The sequence below is a fragment of the Nocardia sp. NBC_01009 genome (assembly GCF_045208035.1).
Taxonomy (GTDB): domain Bacteria; phylum Actinomycetota; class Actinomycetes; order Mycobacteriales; family Mycobacteriaceae; genus Nocardia.
This window is the reverse complement of the sequence record NZ_CP108695.1, coordinates 7,951,966-7,974,095: the sequence shown is the minus strand read 5'-3', so window position 1 is coordinate 7,974,095 and position 22,130 is coordinate 7,951,966. Positions and strand designations below refer to the sequence as shown.

At 66.8% G+C, this 22,130-nt stretch carries 21 protein-coding genes; 16 read left to right on the top strand and 5 right to left on the bottom strand.

Annotated features, from left to right (window positions below; translation table 11 throughout):
• The first annotated feature begins 38 nt into the window (after positions 1-38).
• The 6 genes from OHA42_RS36060 (at position 39) to OHA42_RS36035 (ending at position 5,870) form a co-directional block, all read left to right on the top strand.
• Positions 39-1,508, top strand: a complete 1,470-nt coding sequence (locus tag OHA42_RS36060) for an aldehyde dehydrogenase (RefSeq protein ID WP_406232652.1) — start codon at positions 39-41, stop codon at positions 1,506-1,508.
• Between the two features lie 17 nt (positions 1,509-1,525).
• On the top strand, positions 1,526-2,278 hold the full coding sequence (locus tag OHA42_RS36055) for an SDR family oxidoreductase (protein WP_406232650.1): 753 nt from the start codon (positions 1,526-1,528) through the stop codon (positions 2,276-2,278).
• Positions 2,275-3,207 (top strand): NAD(P)-dependent oxidoreductase, encoded by a 933-nt coding sequence (locus OHA42_RS36050; RefSeq protein ID WP_406232648.1) that lies wholly within the window; start codon positions 2,275-2,277, stop codon positions 3,205-3,207. Before OHA42_RS36055 ends, OHA42_RS36050 begins: the two co-directional genes overlap by 4 nt.
• Complete coding sequence (locus OHA42_RS36045) at positions 3,204-3,662, top strand: carboxymuconolactone decarboxylase family protein (protein ID WP_406232646.1); 459 nt, start codon at positions 3,204-3,206, stop codon at positions 3,660-3,662. The genes OHA42_RS36050 and OHA42_RS36045 overlap by 4 nt, the downstream gene beginning before the upstream one ends.
• A gap of 151 nt (positions 3,663-3,813) precedes the next feature.
• Positions 3,814-5,280, top strand: a complete 1,467-nt coding sequence (locus OHA42_RS36040; protein WP_406232644.1) for an FAD-dependent oxidoreductase — start codon at positions 3,814-3,816, stop codon at positions 5,278-5,280.
• Between the two features lie 11 nt (positions 5,281-5,291).
• Positions 5,292-5,870 (top strand): TetR family transcriptional regulator, encoded by a 579-nt coding sequence (locus OHA42_RS36035; protein ID WP_328405487.1) that lies wholly within the window; start codon positions 5,292-5,294, stop codon positions 5,868-5,870.
• Positions 5,871-6,131: 261 nt separating this feature from the next.
• On the opposite strand, the gene OHA42_RS36030 is transcribed toward OHA42_RS36035, so the two are convergent.
• Complete coding sequence (locus tag OHA42_RS36030) at positions 6,132-9,239, bottom strand: AfsR/SARP family transcriptional regulator (protein ID WP_406232642.1); 3,108 nt, start codon at positions 9,237-9,239, stop codon at positions 6,132-6,134.
• A 58-nt stretch (positions 9,240-9,297) separates the two neighbouring features.
• Between OHA42_RS36030 and OHA42_RS36025 the strand changes: the two genes are divergently transcribed.
• The 3 genes from OHA42_RS36025 (at position 9,298) to OHA42_RS36015 (ending at position 12,158) form a co-directional block, all read left to right on the top strand.
• Entirely contained in the window at positions 9,298-10,341 is a 1,044-nt protein-coding gene (locus OHA42_RS36025; RefSeq protein WP_406232640.1) for a carboxymuconolactone decarboxylase family protein, read from the top strand.
• 51 nt (positions 10,342-10,392) lie between these two features.
• Positions 10,393-11,034, top strand: a complete 642-nt coding sequence (locus OHA42_RS36020; protein WP_406232638.1) for a hemerythrin domain-containing protein — start codon at positions 10,393-10,395, stop codon at positions 11,032-11,034.
• A 143-nt stretch (positions 11,035-11,177) separates the two neighbouring features.
• Positions 11,178-12,158 (top strand): pyridoxal-phosphate dependent enzyme, encoded by a 981-nt coding sequence (locus OHA42_RS36015; RefSeq protein ID WP_406232637.1) that lies wholly within the window; start codon positions 11,178-11,180, stop codon positions 12,156-12,158.
• 27 nt (positions 12,159-12,185) lie between these two features.
• Here OHA42_RS36015 and OHA42_RS36010 read toward each other — a convergent pair whose 3' ends face one another.
• Positions 12,186-13,277, bottom strand: coding sequence for a substrate-binding domain-containing protein (locus tag OHA42_RS36010; protein ID WP_406232635.1), 1,092 nt, complete (start codon positions 13,275-13,277; stop codon positions 12,186-12,188).
• 53 nt (positions 13,278-13,330) lie between these two features.
• Between OHA42_RS36010 and OHA42_RS36005 the strand changes: the two genes are divergently transcribed.
• The 3 genes from OHA42_RS36005 (at position 13,331) to OHA42_RS35995 (ending at position 17,377) form a co-directional block, all read left to right on the top strand.
• On the top strand, positions 13,331-13,771 hold the full coding sequence (locus OHA42_RS36005; protein WP_406232633.1) for a MarR family winged helix-turn-helix transcriptional regulator: 441 nt from the start codon (positions 13,331-13,333) through the stop codon (positions 13,769-13,771).
• A 92-nt stretch (positions 13,772-13,863) separates the two neighbouring features.
• Positions 13,864-14,640 (top strand): ABC transporter ATP-binding protein, encoded by a 777-nt coding sequence (locus OHA42_RS36000; RefSeq protein ID WP_406232631.1) that lies wholly within the window; start codon positions 13,864-13,866, stop codon positions 14,638-14,640.
• A gap of 208 nt (positions 14,641-14,848) precedes the next feature.
• The gene (locus tag OHA42_RS35995) at positions 14,849-17,377 is read left to right on the top strand and encodes an ABC transporter permease (protein WP_406232629.1); all 2,529 of its coding nucleotides are present in this window, start codon (positions 14,849-14,851) and stop codon (positions 17,375-17,377) included.
• A 61-nt stretch (positions 17,378-17,438) separates the two neighbouring features.
• Here the strand turns inward: OHA42_RS35995 and OHA42_RS35990 are convergent, their stop codons facing one another.
• Positions 17,439-18,032: a TetR/AcrR family transcriptional regulator gene (locus OHA42_RS35990; protein WP_406232627.1), complete on the bottom strand. Its 594-nt coding sequence runs from the start codon at positions 18,030-18,032 to the stop codon at positions 17,439-17,441.
• A gap of 30 nt (positions 18,033-18,062) precedes the next feature.
• Here OHA42_RS35990 and OHA42_RS35985 point away from each other — a divergent pair, with 30 nt between their 5' ends.
• The 3 genes from OHA42_RS35985 to OHA42_RS35975 are packed head-to-tail and all read left to right on the top strand — an operon-like array spanning position 18,063 to position 19,907.
• Positions 18,063-18,413, top strand: a complete 351-nt coding sequence (locus OHA42_RS35985; protein WP_406232625.1) for a DUF6463 family protein — start codon at positions 18,063-18,065, stop codon at positions 18,411-18,413.
• 41 nt (positions 18,414-18,454) lie between these two features.
• A complete protein-coding gene (locus OHA42_RS35980) occupies positions 18,455-18,613 on the top strand; it encodes a hypothetical protein (protein WP_406232623.1) in 159 nt (52 codons plus the stop codon).
• A gap of 46 nt (positions 18,614-18,659) precedes the next feature.
• Positions 18,660-19,907 carry a hypothetical protein gene (locus OHA42_RS35975; protein WP_406232621.1) on the top strand — a complete coding sequence of 416 codons (1,248 nt, stop codon included), beginning with the start codon at positions 18,660-18,662 and terminating at the stop codon, positions 19,905-19,907.
• A gap of 89 nt (positions 19,908-19,996) precedes the next feature.
• Here the strand turns inward: OHA42_RS35975 and OHA42_RS35970 are convergent, their stop codons facing one another.
• Positions 19,997-20,191, bottom strand: coding sequence for a hypothetical protein (locus OHA42_RS35970; protein ID WP_406232619.1), 195 nt, complete (start codon positions 20,189-20,191; stop codon positions 19,997-19,999).
• 305 nt (positions 20,192-20,496) lie between these two features.
• On the opposite strand from OHA42_RS35970, the gene OHA42_RS35965 reads away from it, so the two are divergent.
• Positions 20,497-21,324, top strand: a complete 828-nt coding sequence (locus tag OHA42_RS35965; protein ID WP_406232617.1) for a phosphatase PAP2 family protein — start codon at positions 20,497-20,499, stop codon at positions 21,322-21,324.
• 452 nt (positions 21,325-21,776) lie between these two features.
• On the opposite strand, the gene OHA42_RS35960 is transcribed toward OHA42_RS35965, so the two are convergent.
• Entirely contained in the window at positions 21,777-21,983 is a 207-nt protein-coding gene (locus OHA42_RS35960) for a DUF397 domain-containing protein (protein WP_406232615.1), read from the bottom strand.
• Positions 21,984-22,130 lie beyond the last annotated feature (147 nt).

Genomic DNA, 22,130 nt, shown 5'->3' with positions numbered 1-22,130 from the left:
TATTCCGTACACGTGTCCAGACAGTATCGGAGCCCTTCATGAGCAGCCTCCTGCCCAACACGGAATCCCGCCTGCTCATCGGCGGCAAGCTGGTGGCAGGCGCCGACGGCGTGTTCGACACCGTGAACCCCGCGACCGAGGAAGTTCTCGGCCAGGCCGCTGACGCAGGCGGCGGCGATATGGACGCGGCCATCGCCGCCGCACGCACCGCGTTCGACGACACCGACTGGTCACGCAATCACGCCTTCCGCGCACGCTGCCTCGAACAGCTGCGCACCGCGCTACAAGCCCACGTCGACGAGCTGCGGGAGATCACCGTCGCCGAGGCGGGCGCGCCGACGATGCTGACCAGGGGGCCGCAGTTGGAGGGCCCGATCGCCGACCTGGGCTACTCCGCGTCGCTCGCCGAAACCTACAGCTGGGAAACGGATCTCGGCGTCGCAGAGCCGATGGGTATCAAAACCCGCCGGTTGCTGCGCAGAGAGGCGGTCGGCGTGGTCGGTGCGATCACCCCATGGAACTTTCCGCACCAGATCAATTTCGCGAAACTCGGACCGGCGCTCGCGGCCGGAAGCACGCTGGTACTCAAGCCCGCTCCCGACACGCCATGGTGTGCGGCGGCCGTCGGTGCGGTGATCGCCGAGCACACCGACATCCCACCGGGCGTCGTCAATATCGTCACCTCCGCCGACCATGCGATCGGCGCGCGACTGACCACCGATCCACGGGTCGACATGATCAGCTTCACCGGTTCGACGCAGACCGGGAAAGCGGTGATGGCGGGGGCGGCGACCACGCTGAAGAAGGCCTTTCTCGAGCTCGGCGGCAAGTCGGCGTTCATTGTGCTCGACGACGCGAATATCGCGGCTGCCGTTGGTGTTGCGGCCTTTTCGGTGTGTGTGCACGCCGGACAGGGCTGTGCCATCACCACTCGCCTGCTGGTCCCACGTGCGTCCTACGACGACGCGGTGCAGATTGCCGCGGCGACATTGGGTGGGATCGTGCCCGGTGATCCAGCGGATCCGCGCACGATCTGCGGCCCGCTGATTTCGCAGCGGCAGCGGGCCCGCGTCGAACGCTACCTGGAGATCGCCGTCGCCGAGGGTGGCCGCATTGTCACCGGCGGCGGGCGGCCGGCGAATCATGAGCGCGGCTTCTACATCGAGCCGACCCTGATCGCGGACATCTCGAACACCTCGACGGTCGCCCGCGAGGAGATCTTCGGTCCGGTGCTGGTGGTGATCCCCTACGACGGTGACGACGACGCGATCCGGATCGCCAACGATTCCCCGTACGGGCTGTCGGGTTCGGTCTGGGGGAGCGACCAGGACCGGATTCGGCGCGTCACCGAGGGGGTCCGCACCGGGACGCTGAGCGTGAACGGCGGCATCTGGTACTCCGCGGACGCCCCGTTCGGCGGATACAAGCAGTCCGGTATCGGCCGAGAGATGGGCATCGCCGGCTTCGAGGAATACCTGGAAACCAAGCTGATCGCCTACCGAGCCTGACTAGAGGAGCTGACTTCATGGCCCGTTTCACGGGAAGATCCGTCATCGTCACCGGTGCCGCACAGGGGATCGGCGCGGTGTATGCGCAGGCGCTGGCCGCCGAGGGCGCCGAAGTCGTTGTCGCCGACCGTAATGTGGCAGGCGGAAAGGCGGTCGCGAAGAAGATCGTCGCCGACGGCGGTACCGCGGTGTTCGGTGAGGTCGATGTGTCCGAACCCGAATCCGCCACGGCGCTGGCCGAATTCACCGTCGGCGAGTTCGGCGGCATCAATCACTTGGTCAACAATGCGGCCATCTACGGCGAGATGAAGCTGAATCTGCTGTTGACGGTTCCGTGGGACTACTACAAGAAGTTCATGGGCGTGAACATGGACGGCGCGCTGAACATGACCCGCGCGGTGTGGAAGCCCATGATGGCCGCCGGTGGCGGCTCGATCGTCAACCAATCCTCCACGGCCGCATGGACATACTCCAGCTTCTACGGCCTCGCGAAGGTCGGCGTCAATGGTCTCACCCAGCAGCTGGCCTTCGAGCTGGGCGGCTCCAAGATTCGTATCAACGCCATCGCGCCCGGACCGATAGACACCGAGGCCACCAAGGCGGTGACACCGGAGGCGATCGTCACCGACATGGTGAACCGATTGCCGCTCAAACGGATGGGGACACCGCAGGACCTGGTCGGCGCCTGTCTCTACCTGCTCTCGGACGAGGCGAGCTGGGTGACCGGCCAGATCTTCAATGTCGACGGCGGACAAGTGTTCCGGTCATGAGCACGGGTGCGGGTGCGGAGCGATCCGAGCAGACAGCGAACGGGTCTGCTGCCGAATTCCGGGTCGGCTTCATCGGTCTCGGCAATATGGGCGCGCCGATGGCCAAGCGGCTGCTGGAGTGGCCAGGCGGGCTCACGGTGTGTGACATGCGGCCGGACGCGGCCCAGCCGTTCCTCGAGTCGGGGGCGCAGGCGGCAGGCAGCGCGGCACAGGTCGCGCAGCACGCTGCCGTCATCTCGGTGACAGTGCTGAACGACGAGCAGGTCCGTGCTGTGGTCGCGGGGCCGGCAGGGATCCTGCACACCGCTGTGCCGGGAACCGTGGTCGCCGTGCACTCCACGATCAGCGATCGGACCGCGGTCGAGCTGGCGAGCCAGTGCGCCGAACGCGGCGTCGAGCTGGTGGACGCACCGGTAAGTGGTGGTGCGCCCGGTGCGCAGCGCGGCCGGCTCGCCGTCATGGTCGGCGGCAGCGACACGGCATTCCAGCGGGTCCGTGGCCCCTTCGGCTGTTTTGCCGATCTCGTCGTGCACGCGGGCCCGGTGGGTGCGGGCACCCGAATGAAATTGGCCCGCAACCTACTCCACTTCGTCGCCTTCACCGCCGCCACCGAAGCACAGCGGCTCGCCGAGGCCGCAGAGCTGGACATCACCACACTCGGCAAGGTCGTGCGCCATTCCGATGCCGTGACCGGCGGCCCCGGCGCGATCATGCTGCGCAACCGCACCGCACCGATCGAGCCGGGCGATTTCTGGCTGCCGATCCTCGGCCACGTCCGCGATCTCGGCGAAAAGGACCTCACCCTCGCCCTCGAATTGGGCGCCCGGCTCGGTATCGAACTGCCCCTCGCCGAACTGGCCCTCGATCGACTCGGACCAGGACTCGGCGTCGGCGCTGCCGCTACCGCATCAGAAAAGGAATCTCGATGAGCGATCAACCGTCGAAGGGCTCCGCGGCCGAGTCCGTCCGTAGCCGTGGGCTGGCCAAGATGGCCGAGGTCTACGGCACCGAGTTCCAGGACTACCCCGGCGCGCACTTCGCCGTCACCGCCGATCACCTCTTCGCCGATATCTGGTCGCGCCCTGCGCTCACCGTGCGCGACCGGAGACTGATCCTGCTCGGCGCGCTGACCGCCCAGGGCGCAATCGACACCGCGGGCATCCAGATCGGCGCGGCGCTGCGCAATGCAGAGCTCACCGAGGAACAGTTGCACGAGATCGCACTGTTCCTCTGCCATTACGTCGGCTGGCCCAACGGCACCAAGCTCGACCTGCTGGTGGGGACCATCGTCGGCCAGCAGAAAAAGGCCGCGCGTAAACAGCAGGCGGATGCCGCGGAGCAGTCCGAAGCGACGGACGGGCGATCCGACGCGGCGGCGGAGTAGGGCGATCGAGTTGCCGATTCGACCCGCCGGGCCGCCCGAAACGGCACAGTAGTCGACAGCACAGGACCGTCGGGGCGCCTGCCGTGAGCGAGCGGGACAGCTCGACAACGCATCACGGTCCGACCGAGTAGAACAGTAAGGAACACGGAACATGTCTGATGCCACGACAATTCGGCCACTGCGTGCCAGTGCGATCTCCGAGTGGGACAAGGAGGCCGACGTCGTCGTCGCCGGGTACGGCATTGCGGGGGTGTGCGCGGCGATCGAGTCCGCGCGGGCCGGGGCCGAGGTGCTGATCCTGGAACGCACCGGCGGCTGGGGCGGCGCGGCCGCGATGGCGGGCGGGTTCATCTACCTCGGTGGCGGCACCCCGCTGCAGCAGGCACTCGGTTTCGAGGACACTCCAGAGAATATGGAGGCGTTTCTGCTCGCGGCGCTCGGCCCCGGCGTCGACAAGGCCAAGATCGCCGACTACTGCCAGGGCAGCGTCGAGCACTACAACTGGCTGGTCTCCTGCGGTGTCCCGTTCCGCGAGGCGTTCTGGGGTCAGCCGGGCTGGGAGCCGCCGCACGACGAGGGGCTGATGTATTCCGGCGGCGAGAATGCCGCGCCGTTCAACGAGATCGCGAAACCCGCACCGCGCGGGCATGTTCCGCAGATGGCGGATAAGCGCATCGGGCAGAAGAGCGGCGGCTACATGCTGATGAAGCCGCTCGCCGAGACCGCCGACGGCCTCGGGGTCCGCGTCGAATACGACACCAGGATCCGGCGTTTGATCGTCGATGACACCGACCGCGTCGTCGGTGTGCTCGCCACCCAGTTCGGCAAGCAGATCGCCATCCGGGCCGAGCGCGGTGTCGTCCTCGCCACCGGCAGCTTCGCCTACCACCAGAAGATGATCGAGGGCTATGCGCCGCGGCTGATCGGCAGGCCTGCCGCCGCGATCGAGGAGCACGACGGCATCGGCATCCGCCTCGCCCAGGCCCTCGGCGCCGAGCTGGCGCACATGGACGCCACCGAGGTCGCATTCTTCGGCGACCCGCAGATGATGGCGCGCGGCATCCTGGTCAACGGCCGCGGCCAGCGCTACATCCCCGAGGACACCTACCCGGGACGGATCGGGCAGGCCACGCTCATCCAGCAGGACAATCAGGCGTATCTGGTCATCGACGAGGAATCGCTCGAGGCCGCGCTCGCCACCGAGACTTCCACTCCTTTCTTCCGGCAGCCGCCGACCTGGGCCGCGGAGACGGTCGCCGAGCTCGAGGCGGACATGGGTCTGCCGACGCTGACATTGCAGGGCACGGTCGCCGCATACAACCTGCACGCCGCCGACGGTAAGGATCCGTTGCTCGGCAAGAAAGCAGAGTGGGTGCAGCCGATCGGCGCTCCGCTCGCGGCCTTCGACATGCGCGGTTTCACCGCGGGCTTCACCCTCGGCGGTCTGCGCACCGACCTCGACTCCCGGGTGCTGCACGTGTCGGGCGAGCCGATCGCCGGATTGTTCGCCGCGGGACGCTGCACCTCGGGTCTCTGCGCGGGCGGATACGTCAGTGGCGCGTCCCTCGGCGACGGCAGCTTCTATGGCCGCCGCGCCGGCCTCGCCGCCGCCAAGTAGGATCTAGACACATGTCCGAAGGCGAGTCCATCATCCTCGAGGCGACCCGGCGCCGCCTCACCGAGAAGCAGGCCGACACCGTCGACAAGCTCACCAGAGCGGCGGTGGAAGTCCTTGCCCGCGAGGGTTTTGCAGGGATGACAATCCGCATGGTCGCCGCGGCGGCCGGCGTCGGCACCGCCACGGCATACACCTATTTCTCCTCCAAGGAACACCTCGTCGCCGAGATCTTCTGGCGGCGTTTGGTTTCCAGCTCCGCGCCGGTCAGCGAGGACCCGGACCCCACGGTCCGGGTGCTCGCTGAGCTGCGCAATATCGCCCTGCTCGTCGCCGACGAACAGGAACTGTCCGGGGCGGTCACCAGCGCGCTGTTGGGCCGTGACCCCGACGTCGCGCATTTGCGTGCCCGCATCGGCGCTGAAATCCGCAAACGCCTGCTGCGCGCCCTCGGCCCCGACGCCGACCCGGACGTCGTCGAATCCTTGGAACTCCTCTACGCGGGCGCACTCGTCCGCGCGGGGATGGGTTATGCCTCCTACTCCGAAATAGCCGACCGCCTGGAGAAATCGGCGCTGCTCATCCTCGAATAGCGAGGCACCCGGCGTCCTCGACCGGGTGCCCATGCTGGTTCGATCGCCCAAGCCGTGCTCGTTGCTGGAACACCTCGACCTCCGTGAGGTCACTCGTCAAGATGCCGGCCGACCGGGCGGTGGCACATGGTCGCGGCGGCGACGGCTACGCCGCGATGATCGAGCAGTTCCGAAAGTCATAGGCATGAGCGCCGCACCATTCGATCCGCGCTCGCCGGGGTCGGCCCGATCCGGTATCCAGCGTGGCGCCGTGCGCGGGATTCAGGGCAGGGAGTCGAGGAAAGCGCGCATGTCACCGGCTTCCGGGACACCGAGTTCGGTGTAGAGCTCGAGTGCCGACTTGCCGTGCGCGCGGGCTTCGTCCAGGCGGCCGAGAGCATGGTGAGCCCGGGCCAGCCCGTCGTGGGCGCGGGCCTGTTCGGGGAGGTTGCTTGCCGCGTCGGCGAGTTCGAGCGCGGTGGTGTGATCGGCGATGGCTTGGCTGGGATCGCCACCGCACCGGGCGGTTTCGCCGAGGCCGTTGACGGCGGCGGCCTCGTCGCCGGGGTTGCCCAGCATGCGGTAGAGGTCCCTGGCGCGGCTGTGGTTGGCGAGGGAGTGCTCGAATTGTCCGGTGCCGCGGGCGGTGACGCCGAGGTTGTTGAGCAGGAGCGCCTCGCCGCGTTGGTTGCCGAGTTTCTTGTGCAGCGCTAGAGCCCGGTCGAGATGGTCCTCGGCCTCGGTGTAGCGGGAGGCGGCCGCGAAGACCATGCCGAGATTGCCACGCACGTGTGCTTCGCCGACCTGGTTATCGGCCTCGATCGCGAGTTGCAGCGCGTGCTCGAGGTTTCGGCGAGCCAGGTCGTAGTCGCGGCGACGCCAGGCGACATTGCCGAGGGTATTCAGTGCCCGAGCTTCCTGCAGACGGTCGCCGATCTCGCGAGATACCTCCAGTGCCCGAGTAGATCGGCTGACGGCCTGTTCGAAGTCGCCGTCGCGCCAGTGGGCCCAGCCGAGATCGGTCAGTGCACGGGCTTCGCCGCTGCGGTCCGACAGTTGCCTGCTGGCGCTGAGGCCGACGGTGTGCAGGCGCGCGGCATCGGTGTGGCGGGAGTGCCCGTCGAGGTAGGGGCGCAGAGTTTCCGCCGCGTCGCGCGCGTAGGCGGGCGAGCCGTGTTCGACGGCGTAACCTGCTGTGGCAATGAGGTTTTCGCGTTCCGCATCCAACCATCGGGCGGCTGCCGCATTGTCGATGAAGGGAACGATCGGTCTGCTCGGCTCCGGCAGCGGTCGACGGTGTTGCGTGCTGTAGTGGAACAGCAGATCGACGGCTACGCGCGCCGTGTGCAGGTAATGCTCCAACAGGCGCGTGCGGGCAATGTTTCGGCTGTCGTCGGTTTCTTCTTCGGCCGCGGTAGCGCGGGCGTGCTCGCGCAGTAACTCGTGAAAGGTGTAGCGGCCGAGCTTGTGCTGAGCGATGACGTGCGCGTCCAGCAGCTCTTCCAACAGCATTTCGGCATCATCGACGGAGCCCTCGGCCAGCGCCGCTGCCGCACCGGCATCGATATCGCGGCCGGGATGCAGGCCGAGTAGGCGGAACATGCGCCGGTGCGCGGGTTCCAGCTGGCGATACGACAGCGCGAAGGCGGCAGCGACCCCCCTTTCGGCCGTGGACAATTCGGCGAGCCTACGGCGTTCGCCGCGCAGTCTTCCGGCCAGATACTCGACCGTCCAGCGCGGGCGATGCTGCAGCCGGGCCCCCGCGATCCGCACGGCAAGCGGTAGGAAGCCGCACAGTTGCAGCACATCGAGCACCGCCAGTGGTTCGGCGATCGCACGGGCTCCGACGATCCGCTCGAACAGTCCGACGGCATCGTCGGCGGGCAGCAGATCGACCGAAAGTGCTTGCGCACCATCTAGATCGACGAGTCGCCTGCGGCTGGTGACGAGTAGGAGACTTGCACCGGCGCTCGGCAGCAGCGGGCGGACATGGTCGGCATCCGCGGCGTTGTCGAACACGACGACCACCCGGCGTCCGGCCAGCTCCGCGCGCCACAGCGCGCCACGGTCCACCGTCGAGGTCGGGATGCTCTCGTCAGGAATTCCCAACTGGCGCAAGAGAATTTCCAGAGCCGCGTCCGCCGCCACCGGCTCGAGATCGGCCGAATGCGCCTGGAGATCGATGAACAGCTGGCCGTCGGGGAAGCGTTGCGCCACTCGATGCGCCACGTGAACCGCCAGCGCGGTCTTGCCGATACCCGCCATGCCGTCGATGGCGCGGATCGTTACCGAGGCGTCGTCGAGGGGGGCGATGAGGCGGTCGAGTTCGGTGCTGCGGCCCGCGAAATCCGGTATGTCGTAGGGGAGGAAGTTCGCTCTGGTCGACCTTGCCGCAGGAAGTGCCGGAGCCGGCTCCGGCACCGCAGTCGTCGAACCCGATCGCGGTGCGCCGTGCAGCGCGGACTCCGATTGCGTCGGTGTGAAGGTCGCCGACGGGGACTGTGCCGGACCGTCCGGTTCCGAATCCGGCGGTGTGGTCACAGCAGCCCCGGAACCGGAGGTCACGGAACCAGACAGCGTGAGATCGGAAGTCGCGGGTGCGGTGCTCGGCGAACGCCGGAGCGCAGGTGCCCGCGTCGTCGGGTCGTCGCGCAGCACGGCCTGTTCCAGCGCGACGAACGCGCTACCCGGATCGAGCCCCTGCAGTTCGGCGAGCACCGTCCGAAAGCTTCGTGCGGCGGCGAGTGCGTCGGCCTGCCGTCCCGCTCGGTGCAGGGCGAGCATGAGCTGCGCGGATAGCTTCTCCCGCAAGGGATTCGCCGCGACTTGTGCCCGCAGCTCATCGAGCAGTTGGTCGTGTTTGCCGAGTGAAAGCTCGATCTCGGCCAGTTGCTCGAAGGCTGCGATTCGCTTCTCGTCGAGCAGTAGGCGCGCCGAGGCGACGTAGTCGGCATTCAGGCCGGCCAGCGCCTCGCCCTGCCACAGTGACAGCGCTGCCCGCAGTTCGGCTACCGCGGCCGTCGGATCTTGTGCTGTCAGTGTCCGAGCTGTGGCAACCCGCCGGGTGAACTCATCGAGATCGAGCATCCCGGGTTCGGGCGTCACGACGTATCCGGCGGCTTTGCTCTCCAGTGCCTCGGCGATGCCCGCTTCCCGCAGCACTCGGCGGATCGCGGTCATCGCGGCATGAATTTGCGAGCGCGCGGTGCCGGGCGGCTCCATGCCCCAGACGGCGTCGATCAGTCGCTCGCTGCTGTACACCCGCCCGGCATTGAGCAACAACCAGGCCAAAACCGCACGATGCCGCGGTGCCGCGGGCAATGCGCGACCGTCCACCACGACCTCGACCGGTCCGAGGACCGTGAAACGAACACCAACCAAGCCATCCATAGAACACCCATCTTCGAAGCATCGCCAAAGTATCAACTCGGTCGAAGAAGGTGTGTTCATGCCGCACATCCCCCTGATCGAGCCGGAAGCAACAACAGGTGCGACCCGCCGTCTGTTCGCCGAAGCGCAACAGCGGTTCGGGATCACGCCGAATGCCGCCAAGGCGATGGCCAACAGCCCCGTCGCATTGCGCGGCTATCTCGACCTCGCTGTGGCCATGTGCGACAGCGGCCTGCCGGCGGCGACACGCACCCGCATCGGGGTGCTCGTCTCCCAGGAGAACGGCTGTGACTACGGCCTGTCCGCGCACAGCTTCGTCGGGACCCGCCTGAACGGGCTGCGCCGAGACGAGGTCGATCACGCTCGCGCGGGTACCGCCGAAGACCCGAAGGACGCGGCGGTGCTCGGCTTCGCCGCCGCACTGTTGCGGCACCGCGGCGCGGTCACCGACGCAGAACTCGCACAGGCCGGCGCGGAGCTGGCGGACGCGGAGCTCGTCGACATCATCGCCTGCGTTGCCCTCGCCATCTTCGACAACTACCTCACCCTCGCGGGCCGGGTGGCCAACGACTGGCCACTCGTCTCGCACACCGACCCGATCGATTCGTCCCAGCCCGACTCCTCGCAAGGAACCCCGACCATGACCGCACGTATGAAGAACCCCGCGATGGTGCTGTCCGACGCCATGAAGGGCATCAACACCATCTACAAGGGCATCCACCAGGGCGGACTCGCTGCCGACCTCCTCGAGATCGTCGCCTTGCGCGCCAGCCAGATCAACGGTTGCAGCGCGTGTGTCACCTCGCACCTCGGCACCGGCCGCAAGGCGGGTGTCAGCGACGACAAGCTGTTCGCGGTCGCGGCCTGGCGCGAGAGCGCCGAGTTCACCGAGGCCGAACGCGCCGCACTGGCATTGACCGAGGTCGTCACCCGGCTCGCCGACAAGTCCGGAGACGGTGTGCCCGACGAGATCTGGGACGCGGTCGCCGACCAATACGACGAAAACCAGCTCGCCGCACTCGTGCTCAACATCTCCCTCACCAATTTCTTCAACCGCATCAACACCACCATCAAGGAACCCGCGGGCACTCACTGGGGCTGACCACGCACCACCGGCCCGGCCGCAGTTCACGCTCGACAATCAGGAGTAACCATGAGCGCCACGCTCGACATGACCACCATGTACGCCATGCACCACGCGCTGCGGCGCGAGCTGGAGCAGATCGCCAAGATCACCAGCCGGATCGACGACGACCCGCGCAAGATCCTGTCGACTGCGGCGGGCTGGCGGATGTTCACCAAATCCCTGCATATCCACCACACCGCCGAGGACGATGCGCTCTGGCCGGTGATGCGCGAGACGTTGGCGCAGCGCCCCTCGGAGCTGGCGTTGCTCGACGCCATGGAAGCCGAGCACGGCGCCGTCGATCCGCTGATCGAGGCAATCGAGGCGGCCTTCGCCGATCGCGAGAGCGGTTCGCAGCGCCTCGGCGACCTGGTCGATGCGCTGGTCACCGTCCTGGTCGGGCACCTCGAACACGAAGAAAAGCAGGCGCTGCCATTGATCCAGGCCACGGTCACACTGCCGCAGTGGCAGGCGTTCGGCCAGTTGCACGGCAGCAGAATCGGACCGGATGCGCCACAACTGATTCCGTGGCTGCTCGACGGCGCCGACGAGCGGACTGTCGACACGGTCCTTGCGCCGCTGCTGGAGCCGGTCCGCGCCGCCTATTTCCACCAGTGGCAACCCGCCTACATTGCACTGGATCGGTGGAGCGCAGATACTTCCAAATAGTAGGTTTTCGCCGCGCTGTCCCCGATCGAAATAGGTCGGGGACGGTGCAGTCTTCGGCAAATTAGGGCAGATGCCCGATACCGCCCGGCGTCCTCCATGTCTAACGTCCCCGACGGGGCCATAGATCGTGAGGAGGCTGCCGGGTGATCGGTATCTGTACCCCGTCCCTGGTGGATGTAGAAGCCGCTGCCGAGCGAATCGCCGGGCTGGTGCGACCGCTCACGGTGATGGAAGCAGGCCCGGAGTACGCCCCCGGCGCGGAGGTTTTCCTCGGGCTCGAATTCATGCAGCACACCGGCTCGTTCAAGGCGCGGGGTGCGGCTAATCTGCTCGCCGCCATGCTTGCTGCGGGCACGGTGCCCGACGCGGGCATCGTTTCGGCCACCGGCCGCAATGCCGACATCGGATTCGCTTGGGCGGCCCGAATGTTCGGTATTCCGGCCACCATCTTCCTCGCGGAGTCGGCAGCGAAGGCGAGGGTCGATCGGCTGCGCGCACTGGGCGCCGATGTGCGCGTTTTCGGCCGGACCCAGGAGCAGGTGCAGGACAACGCGGGTCTGTTCATGGCGCGCACCGGCGCGATCGACGCCTACACCTTCGACGACACTCTGACCTCGGCAGGCGCGGGCACGATCCTGCTCGAATGCCTGAACGCCATACCGAAATTGGACACGATCGTGCTTGCGGTCGGTGCGGGCGGCATGTTCTCCGGTGTCGCCGCGGTCGCCGACGGTCGCGGTATCAGAGTGGTCGGCGCGGAGCCCGAAGGCAGTTGCGCGCTGCATGCGGCGCTGGCGGCGGATGCCGTCCTGGACGTGGACATCGACTCGATTGCCGCGGATTCTCTTGGCGCGCCCCGTATTTCCGCTGCTGCCCTATCTTGGGCCAGGAGCGCGGACGTGCGGTCGGTGGTCGTCGACGACGACGCGATCATCCGGGCCCGCCGATCTCTGTGGGAGGGGTACGGTCTCGTGGTCGAGCACGGCTCGGCGACGGCCCTTGCGGCGCTCTCGACCGGCGCGTATCGGCCTGGCCGAGGCGAGCGGGTCGGCGTGATCCTGTGCGGGGCCAACACCGATCCCACCGACCTGCGCGCCTCGATCGGCGCGGTCGGCCACCACTGATCGTGGAGTCGTCGGGACCGTTCTGGATCAGATCGTCAGTTCGGCCAGCACGTCGAAGTCGAGTGCGTCCGCGCCGGCGAGGTAGACCGGTTGGGTGGTGTGGGCGCCACGGACGCGGACCTCACCGCGTGGACCACCGTAACTGACACCGGCGGAACGGATTTCGATGGCAGTCGGATCGAGACTGCGTGCGGTCTCGGCCAGGGATGCGAACAGCAGCATGCCCTCGTAGCAGGATTCACCGATATTGTTCAGCGCCGGCGCGAACGCGCCGAACCGCCGGAGATATCTCGCGCCGAAGTCCATGCTCTCGGCGGAGACCACGCTCTCGAAATAGCCACTGGCGGTATACAAGCCGTGAGTGCTCTCGGGGCCGCCCGCGTACAGCACATCTTCGCCGATCATCATGCTCAGTCGCAGGCGGTGCTCGTCCAGGCCCGCCTTGGCGAACGCCTGGTTGAAGGCGGCGCAGTCGGCGCCGACCATGAAGACCAGAACACCTTGCGCGGGTGAGCGTTCGATCAGGTCGAGCGCTCTGCGGAAGTTGCGTCCGCCGAGCGGGATATAGCTATCGCCGACTATCTCGATATCGATGGTCGCAGCGAATTCCCTTGTGGCTAGTGCAGTTTCGCGTGGCCATACGTAATCATTGCCGATCACGCACCAGCGCCGGATGCCGTGTTCCGCGCGCAGCCAGCGCAGGGCCGGAAAGAGCTGCTGGTCGGGGGTCTCGCCGACCATGTAGACGCCGTCGGAATCCTCGCCGCCCTCATAGAAGGTCGTATAGATGTAGGGCACGCGTCCGGCGGTCTGCGGGGTAATCACCTTGCGGGCGTTGGACAGATGCCAGCCGACGACGCCGTCGACGAGTCCAGTGCCGACCATGCGGTCGATCTGCGCAGCAAGTACGGGCAGCGGCGCGCCCGCGTCGACGGCGTGTATCCGGATCGGGCGGTCGAGAATGCCACCCGCGGCATTGATGTCGTCGACGGCGAGGGTGGCGCAGGCCTCACAGGACGGGCCGAACAAGCCCGCCGGTCCGCTCAGTGGCACCACCAGCGCAATGTCAACGGTGTCGCGACGGCCACGAAAACCCGAGGGCGGCAAGGGAATCACCACCGTATATTTCCATTTGAATCAATACCATACGGCGTTGTCTATATAGTGCTGCGGTGGACGATAGCACTGCCCCCGCCGTCTTGGAGGAGCTGGCGCGACTGGTACGCCGGGCGTCGCAGGAATTGGACCGCGCCGTCGCGACCTGCCTCGGCGAAACCTCCGTCGCACGCTGGCACGTGCTGACCGCGGTGGCCGCAGGCACCGGACGTCCGATGGCGCACCTAGGTGAGGCGACCCTGCTCACCGGCGCCAGCCTGACCAGGCTCATCGACGCGATGATCGCCGAGAACCTGGTCCACCGCAAGGTCGACGACACCGACCGCAGACGCGTCCTCGTCTTTCCTACCCGACGCGGACTGCTGACCCACCAGACGATGACCCGCGCCATCACCGAGGCGGGCCTCGATCTGATTGCCACCGATACCGGCCGGCTCACGGGCGCGTTGACCACCATGCTCGACCAACTGCGCGACACCGAACCGGCGATTTTGTAGGAGCTGCTGCCCCGCGTCGGGCGAATCGATACTCAGGTCATCGGGGTTCTCCCCGATGGCGCGGTCGCGCGATCGCAGACAGACTGGACTGCATGACTTCGCACGCTGTGGCTACCGACACCGCCGAAACCGCGGTTCCGACCGATATCGCGGCCCGTGCCATCGACCTGATGAAGGTCTACGGGTCGGGAGATACGCAGGTCAGGGCGCTGGACGGCGTATCGGTCGAGTTCGCGAAGGGAGAGTTCACCGCGATCATGGGGCCGTCGGGCTCCGGCAAGTCGACGCTGATGCACTGCCTGGCAGGTCTGGACGGCGCCAGCTCTGGAACCGTGCGGATCGGCGACACCGATCTGCCGGGACTGTCGGACAAGGAGATGACCCGGCTGCGGCGCGACCGGATCGGCTTCGTGTTCCAGGCGTTCAACCTGGTGCCGACGCTGACGGCGCTGGAGAACATCACGTTGCCGCTGGACATCGCAGGCCGCAAGCCGGACCAGGACTGGCTGGACACGGTGCTCGAGCGGCTCGGGCTGACCGACCGGCTCACCCATCGGCCCAGCGAGCTGTCGGGCGGACAACAGCAGCGGGTTGCGTGTGCGCGTGCGCTCGCGGGCAAGCCGGAGATCATCTTCGGTGACGAACCGACCGGCAATCTCGACTCGCGTGCCTCCGAGGAGGTGCTGAACATCCTGCGGGCCGCGGTGGACGAATTCGGGCAGACGGTCGTCATCGTCACCCACGAACCGCACGCCGCGGGCTACGCCGACCGAGTGATCTTCCTCGCCGACGGACGGATCGTCGACGAGCTGCGCGATCCCACCGCGGAATCGGTGCTCGACAAGATGAAGGCACTGGAGCAGGCGTGAGGGGGAGACAGTCACGCGGCGCTGAGCCGAGCCTGCCGGACGCTCCGCGACTCACCGGGGCCTGCGAGATGCGACGCGAGCACGCAGAGCTGGGCGGGGTCCGCCGGTTGCCGGTGTTCCACAAGACAGATGTCGGCGCGATGAAACATGGTCGCGCCGCGGTGAGCGGAGCCTGCTCGGTCTCCCACACGAGGCAGGGGCAGCAGTAATGGCCGGTAGTCCGATGCGCAAGGTGGCCTTGCGCAATCTCGCCGCGCACAAGGTGCGTTTGGCGCTGACTGTGCTCTCGGTGGTGCTCGGCACCGCGTTCATCGCGGGCTCGTTCGTGTTCACCGACACCCTGCAGCGCACCTTCGATGGGATCTTCGCCAATCAGGCCAAGGGCGTCGATGTTCGGGTGAGTCCCAAGGAACGGCAGGCCCTGGGCGTTCCGCAGAGCGTGGTGGACCAGATCGCCGGGACAGCCGGGGTCCGGGCCGTCGCGCCGAGCGTGAACGGTCCTGTGGTGCTGCTGTATCCGGACGGCAAGAAGGCCGTGCAGACCGGTGGCGCGCCCACCTTCGGGCGGTCGTATCTGCCGCCGGACAAGGCGGTCGCCGAACCGGACACATTCGTCGAGGGCGCCCCGCCCGCGCGCGAAGGCGAGATGGCCATCAACACCGGTGGCGCGGAACGCGCCGGCCTGAAGGTGGGGGACAAGACCAAGATCCTCATCCCGTCGCACGGTCCACCCATCGACGTCACGGTGAGCGGCATCTACCAGGTGCCCTCCGATACCGGCGGCTTCATCGGGCTGCTGTTCGACGACACCCAGGCGCGCAAGCTGTTCACCGACGGCACCCACGTCGCCTACGTCGACATCGCCGCCGCGGGCATTCCGGGCGACCAACTGCGCGACCAGCTGTCGACCACCTTGAAGGACTACAAGGTGCAGAACGGCGAGCAGGTGCGCGCCGATCTGAAGAAGGAAATCTCCAACGCGCTGAACTTCATCAATTACTTCCTGCTCGCCTTCGGTGCGATCGCGCTGATCGTCGGCACGTTCATCATCTACAACACCTTCTCGATGATCGTGGCCCAGCGGCTGCGCGAATTGGCACTGCTGCGGGCGGTGGGAGCAAGCAGGCAGCAGGTCGGGCGTTCGGTGGTTGCGGAGGCCTTCGTCATCGGATTGATCGGCAGCGCCATCGGTTTGGCGGGCGGCATCGGTCTGGCGTTCGGACTTTCCGCGCTGCTCAATGCTTTCGATCTCGGCTTGCCGACCGGTTCGATGGCGGTGCGGCCGCGCACGATCGTGGTCGGCATGCTCGTCGGACTGCTGGTCACCTTGGTGAGCGCATATGCGCCCGCACGGCGGGCCGCGAAAATCCCGCCCGTCGAGGCGATGCGGGAGGAATTCGCTTCTGCCGGTGACTCCTTGCGGGTGCGCACCCTGTGTGGTGCGGTGCTTGCGGTGGCAGGCGTGGTCCTCGTGGTGATCGGTGCGCGATCCACCGGCGGCAATGCCGCGTTGACGGTGGGCATCGGTGCGCTGGCGCTGATCTTGGCCGTACTGCTCGCCGCGCCTGCGGTGTCGCGGCCGGTGGTCGCGGTGCTCGGTGTGCTGATTCGCCCGTTCGGGTCGATCGGGCGGATGGCGCGCAACAACGCCGCCCGCAATCCGCGCCGAACGGCCGCAACGGCTTTCGCGCTCACCCTCGGGCTGATGCTGGTGACCGCGATCGGCATGCTCGGCGCATCGGCGAAGGCGAGTGTGAGCGTGCTGGTCGACAAGGGTGTGAAGGCCGACTACGTGCTGGCCGGGCCGCAGCTGATCGGGGTGCCGCTCGGCGCGGGCGACGCGGTGCGCAAGTCGGTGCCGCAGGTGGCCGATGTGGTCGGGATTCGGGGCGTCGGCCTGAAGGTCGGCGACGATCAGCTCATCGGCACCTCGCCGGACGGGCCGCTCGACCGAGTGCTGAATTACGACGTGATTCGCGGCACCGACACCCTCGGCGACCACGACATGCTGGTCTCGGAGGACGAGGCCGACGAGCGGGGTTGGAAGGTCGGGAATCAGGTCACCGTGGTCAGTCTGGACGGGAAGAAGATTCAGCTGACCGTGACGGGCATCTACAAGAAGACGCCGCTGCTCGGCCCGATGGTGGTCTCGCCCAAGCTGTACGACGAGACCATGCCGATCAACTTCCGCACCAATTTCCTGATGCTGATCAAGGCCAAGCCCGGCGCGGACCTCACCGAGATGCGCACCGACCTGGAAAAGGCGACCGAGCAATTCGTGGTCGTTCAGGTCCAGGACCCGGAGGAGTTCAAGGGCGCGCAGGGCAAGCAGATCAACACGTTGCTCGCGATCCTCTACGGCCTGCTCGCGCTCGCGGTGGTGATCGCGATCCTCGGCATCGTCAATACCTTGGCGTTGTCGGTGGTGGAGCGACGTCGCGAGATCGGCATGCTGCGCGCGGTCGGAATGCAGCGTGCCCAGGTGCGCAGGACCATCTATCTGGAATCGATGTTGATCGCGGTGTTCGGCGCGATCGTCGGCATGCTGCTCGGCCTCGGTCTCGGCGTCGGATTCTTGCGCACCCTGCGCGACCTGGGCATCGATCAGATCGCGATCCCGTGGAATCAACTGGTGCTCGTCCTGGTGTGCTCGGCTGTCGTCGGCATCCTCGCGGCCCTGTGGCCCGGCATCCGAGCGGCGCGCACACCGCCTCTGGCGGCCATTGCGGATCTGTAGGGCTTTTCGCCCTGACGGCCGGTGTCACTCAGTACCGCAATGGCACTCGGTACTGGCAGATCTAACGGCCGGTCGGGCGTAACTTGTGGACAACGGCGGCCGTCGCGGTGGCGGTGACGTCGTCGACCCAGTCCGGAATGGGCACCGCGCCCGCGATGTACTCGCGGACGAGCCCGTAGGGAATGGCTTTGACGGCGGCCACCGCGATCGCCATGCGGTGCTCATCGGCGCCGCCGAACTCCGCGACGACGGCGGCGCGCAGCGCCGCGTCCATTCGGTCGTTGACCGCGGCGATATCGGCGCGCAGTTCCTCAGTGCCCACTTCGAGCAGTTCGTTGCGCCGGAACATCTTCATCGCGCGGGCTTCGGTGGGGTGCTCACGGCAGTACCGCGTCAGGTACATCGCGGCGGCAAGTAGCGGGTCGGGCCCGGAGAGGGCGGCGATGATCCCGATCTGGAAGCGCCGGATCGAGCGCAGCCACAGCCGGGCGAGCAACTCTTCGCGGGAGGCGAAGCGCACGTAGATCGACCCGGTGTGGATGCCGGAGGCGGCGCTGATCGCGGCGATGCTCGGCCGGGTCGTCGCCGGATCGGCGAGCAGATCGCGCGCCGCGTCGAGGACCTGATCATCGGTGAATCGCCGGGGTCTTGCCACGCGGGACAGCTTAAGGCAAGGTTTCTGAATGTGGATTCAAAAACTAGGTTCCCGCTCACAGGCGCACTGCTCGTCTTCATCGGATCGGCCCACACCACGCTCGGCGTTGCCATATGGGCGGCCGGTGTCGAGCAGGCCGAGCTCTCGTTCTGGTTCACCGCGTTCGGAGTTGCCGCCGTCTGCTTCGGGATCGCCGTGATCGATACGGAGCGAACCCGCGGCTACGTGCCAGCGCCGATCCTCGCCGCAACCGCTGTTCTCACTGCGTTCGGTCTCGTATTCGAGCCCGTGTCCGGGTTCCTCACCGTCTTGGCGCCCCTGGCCATCGGCGTCCGCGGATGGACGCGCCACCGCCGCGTCGCCGCAGTCTCGGCCGAGTAACACATCAGATCTACCAGCACCGCCGCGACATCACGGCGCGGATGAACGCGAACGAACAGACCGTGTCCCGGATCCAGGAGAGTCAGCTGCAATTCGCCAGCGCCGCCCGGCATCTGATGGCCGAAACACCGGGCGGTGCCGGTGCACTCGATTCACTGATCACTGTCCTCATCGGCGACATCGACATAGCGACCACGTAGCATCGTGCGGGTTGCGGCGGTACTTGATGGTCGGCAGGTGCACAGGATGGTCCCGGAATTTCCGTTTGCGGAGCAAACTTCGAATGAGTTGTCGTTCAAGGAACGCGATGAACGGTACGAGCGCCTGCACGACTGGCCTGATCCGACCTATCTCCATTCCTCCGGTCTGCGGATGATCTGGAAGTACGACGACGTGCGCGACGTACTGGAGGCGGCCGATCCCGCCCTCTCCAACAGGAATTCGCTTGATCCACTGGTGGGATTCCCGCGAATCGCGGGCACACCACGGGCGATTCCGCATTTCTTCCGGCACCTGGTTCCACTGCCTGCCAAGGCGACCGCAAACCTGACCGACGACACCTTGCACAAACAGGTGTGGGACACCATGGCCGGTCCGGCAGGGCATTTCACGATTTCGCGGGACGAGCGGCCACAGCGGATCGAGGCCATGGTGGAGCACTTTCACCATGCGCTGCATGGCCTCGATAAGGGGATCGTGTCGCGGCTGGACGTGACGGCACTGTCGATCGCCTACGCCGCGCGCGTCGGCGGTGCCGCCGTCGGCCTGCCCTCAGCGGACTGGCCGCAGGTGGCGGTGTGGAGCGGTGCGCAATCCGGGCTGCTCGGCCGTCGGATGCGTGGCCGCGAACTGGCCGAGGCGGTAGGGGCGCTCGGCCAGCTGTTCACGGTGAGCGGCCAGACCGTCGAGCGCAGCCGGCGCCACCGGGTGACCGGCTTCGCGAGCCGCCTGCGCGACGCGGGCGTTCCCCGTCGCGTCGCCGTGTCCGCCATGGCGAATTCCCTTGCGGCAGGCGTGCACACCGTGAGTGGCAGCATTCAGCAGGGAGTGCAGCGATTGCTGAGTGACCCGGGCCGGGAGTGGTGGGATCTGCTCGCGGATCAGAACACCGCCGCGCAGGTCGCCGTCAAGGTGCTCCAACTAGACCCCGGCCTGGTGGCATGGAAACGTCGCGCGGTCCGACCGATGACTCTGCGCAGCGGCACGGAACTCGCGGCGGGGCCCGTGCTGGTCATGTTCGCCGCCGCCAATCGCGATCCGGCGGCATTCCAGAACCCGCTGGATCTGCGTGGTGGCGGCAAGCTGCCGCTGACCTTCGGGTTCGGCAAGCACGTCTGCCCCGGTAAGCAACTGGCCAACCTGGCGATCGAGGTGTTCCTGCGTGAGTTGCGCGAACTCGCGCCACGGGCGCGTCTGTCGGAAGAGGTGACATCGGCGAGCGCACGCAAGCCCGACCTGCTGTTCAGCGGAGCGGACGTCACCCTCACCGTATGAGCCGGGAACCGGTTGCGGCACGGTGGGTTCGGGGTAGGAGATCCTCCCGCCGGCTCACGTGCGGCACGCCGACCAGGGATCGGCTGCGGTCATTCCGTCGAACGGCGCTTAGTGGTGCCGGCGACGCGGATGAGTTCGTCGTCGGAGGTGCCGTTGGGTGCGCAGCGCAGGTAGCAGGCGACTTCGAGCTCGCCTTTGCTGTTGGGTGTCAGTGCCCGGCGCGCCAGCAGCCACCCGCTCCAGCCCGCGGTAGTGGTCCACGCAGCGGCCAGCAGCGAGGCCACCGCCCAGTCGAACTTGCGTGGTCCCTTCGCTCCCGCACCGCAGCTGAATCGCTTCCAGCATCCGAAGGCGCTTGTGCGACAAGGTGATCGGCGCGGGTGCAGCCCGCGGTGACCGTAATGGTCTGGTTGCGTGGCACGGCCACCACGTAGCTGATGCGCTGGGCTTCGCACCAGGACCGGAACTTTGTCTCTCCGGTCACACAGCGGTGAATCGAAGCAGATAGTGATGCTACGGTAAGCGGAGGTTGCTACTCCGCTTAATTGTAGATGGTGGCCTGCTTCGATGAGGAAGGGAGCCGCTGGCGATGGTGGCAGTGGGTTTCGGTGGTCCCGGCGTGAGTTTTCCGCCGGCGCTCGCCGAAAGGGCCGAACGGGTGCGGGCCGCTGTGCACGGCAGGGGCGGTGAGGCGATCGGGCAGCTCGCGCTGACCACCGTGTTGTATCTGGCCTATCGGGTCGGTCGCATGTTCACCGCCGACGACACGATGCATGCGATGGGCAATGCGCACGCCATACTCGGTTTCGAAGACCGGCTCGGACTGCCGGAGGAGACGACCGTGCAGGCGATCTTCGTCGACCGGAGTTTTCTCGCGGTGCCCGCGAATTTTTATTACGCCACCGCGCATTTCACCGTCGCGGTCGCGGTGCTGTTGTGGCTGTGGACTTTCCGGCCCGAGCATTACCGGTGGACCCGCAACTTGATGGTGGCGCTGACCGGCGGCGCGCTGGTGGTGCATGTGCTGATGCCACTCGCGCCGCCGCGCATGCTGCCGCAGTACGGATTCGTCGACCTCGCCGCCGTCCACGGCCAATCGGTCTACGGCGCACCCGATTCCGGCGGCCTGTCGAATCAGTTCGCGGCGATGCCGTCACTGCATGTCGGATGGGCGCTGCTGCTCGCCTTCGCCGTGGTCGCCGCGACCCGAACCCCATGGCGCTGGCTGGCATTGGCGCATCCGGTGATCACCACCCTGGTGGTGGTCGGCACCGGTAACCACTACTGGCTCGACGCCATCGTCGCGATCACACTGCTCGCGGCAGCGGCGGCGATACACCCGCTCGTGGTGCCGGAATCGGCGACCGCCTGGGGCGTGATGGGCCCGGTGGAATCGACAGTGGCCATCACCAGATGATCGCGCCGCCGGTTGTGTGACCGACTGTCACACAACTGAGATCATGTGCCCGCGTACCGATATCGACGCGGGCCGGACACTCGGCTGTCCGATTTTGTTGACCAGTCTCGAAAGGGGTTCGGCGTGGGTGCTCTCGATGCCATCATGGGATGCGCTATAAGTTCATCGACGCGATCAAAGGCATGGTGAGTTTGTCGGCGGGGTACTGACCGTCGGCTCTGTGTCGGCTGTGCAGTTGTTGGCCCGGGACCGGATTCGTGTAGTCCAGGGCCAAGACCGGTTGGTAGAGATTCAGCGGAGTTCGGGGCCTCCGCGAGCGGCCGCCATTGTCATCCCAACGATGCGCGCCGAACGATCTCACGCAGGCGGCCTGCCCGGACCGGGCGGGCCGAACTGCGAGAAATGCCCCAGCTCAGCACAAATGAGCTGGGGATTTGCGTTGTCAGCGAAGGTTAAGGGCGGTCGAACTCGCCGTCGTTCACGCCTGTGGTGAAGGCGTCCCACTCGCTGGGGGTGAAGACCAGCGCCGGGCCGGTCGGGTTCTTCGAGTCACGAACACCGACATGACCGCGATCGAGGAATGCGACTTCGACGCACTCCTTGCCCCCTGAGCTACGGCTGCTCTTGAACCACTTCGCCTCGGACAGATCAGTATTCATGCTGGTACTCCCGTGCAGCTCTCGCGGCAGGTTTGCGCTGCCGCTGTCACTTCATGGTGCGCGCTGCACGTGTATGCGCAGTTGGATTGTCCGAATGTGGGTCTCAACTGCTAGAAAAGCCCCAGCTCAACATGAATGAGCTGGGGC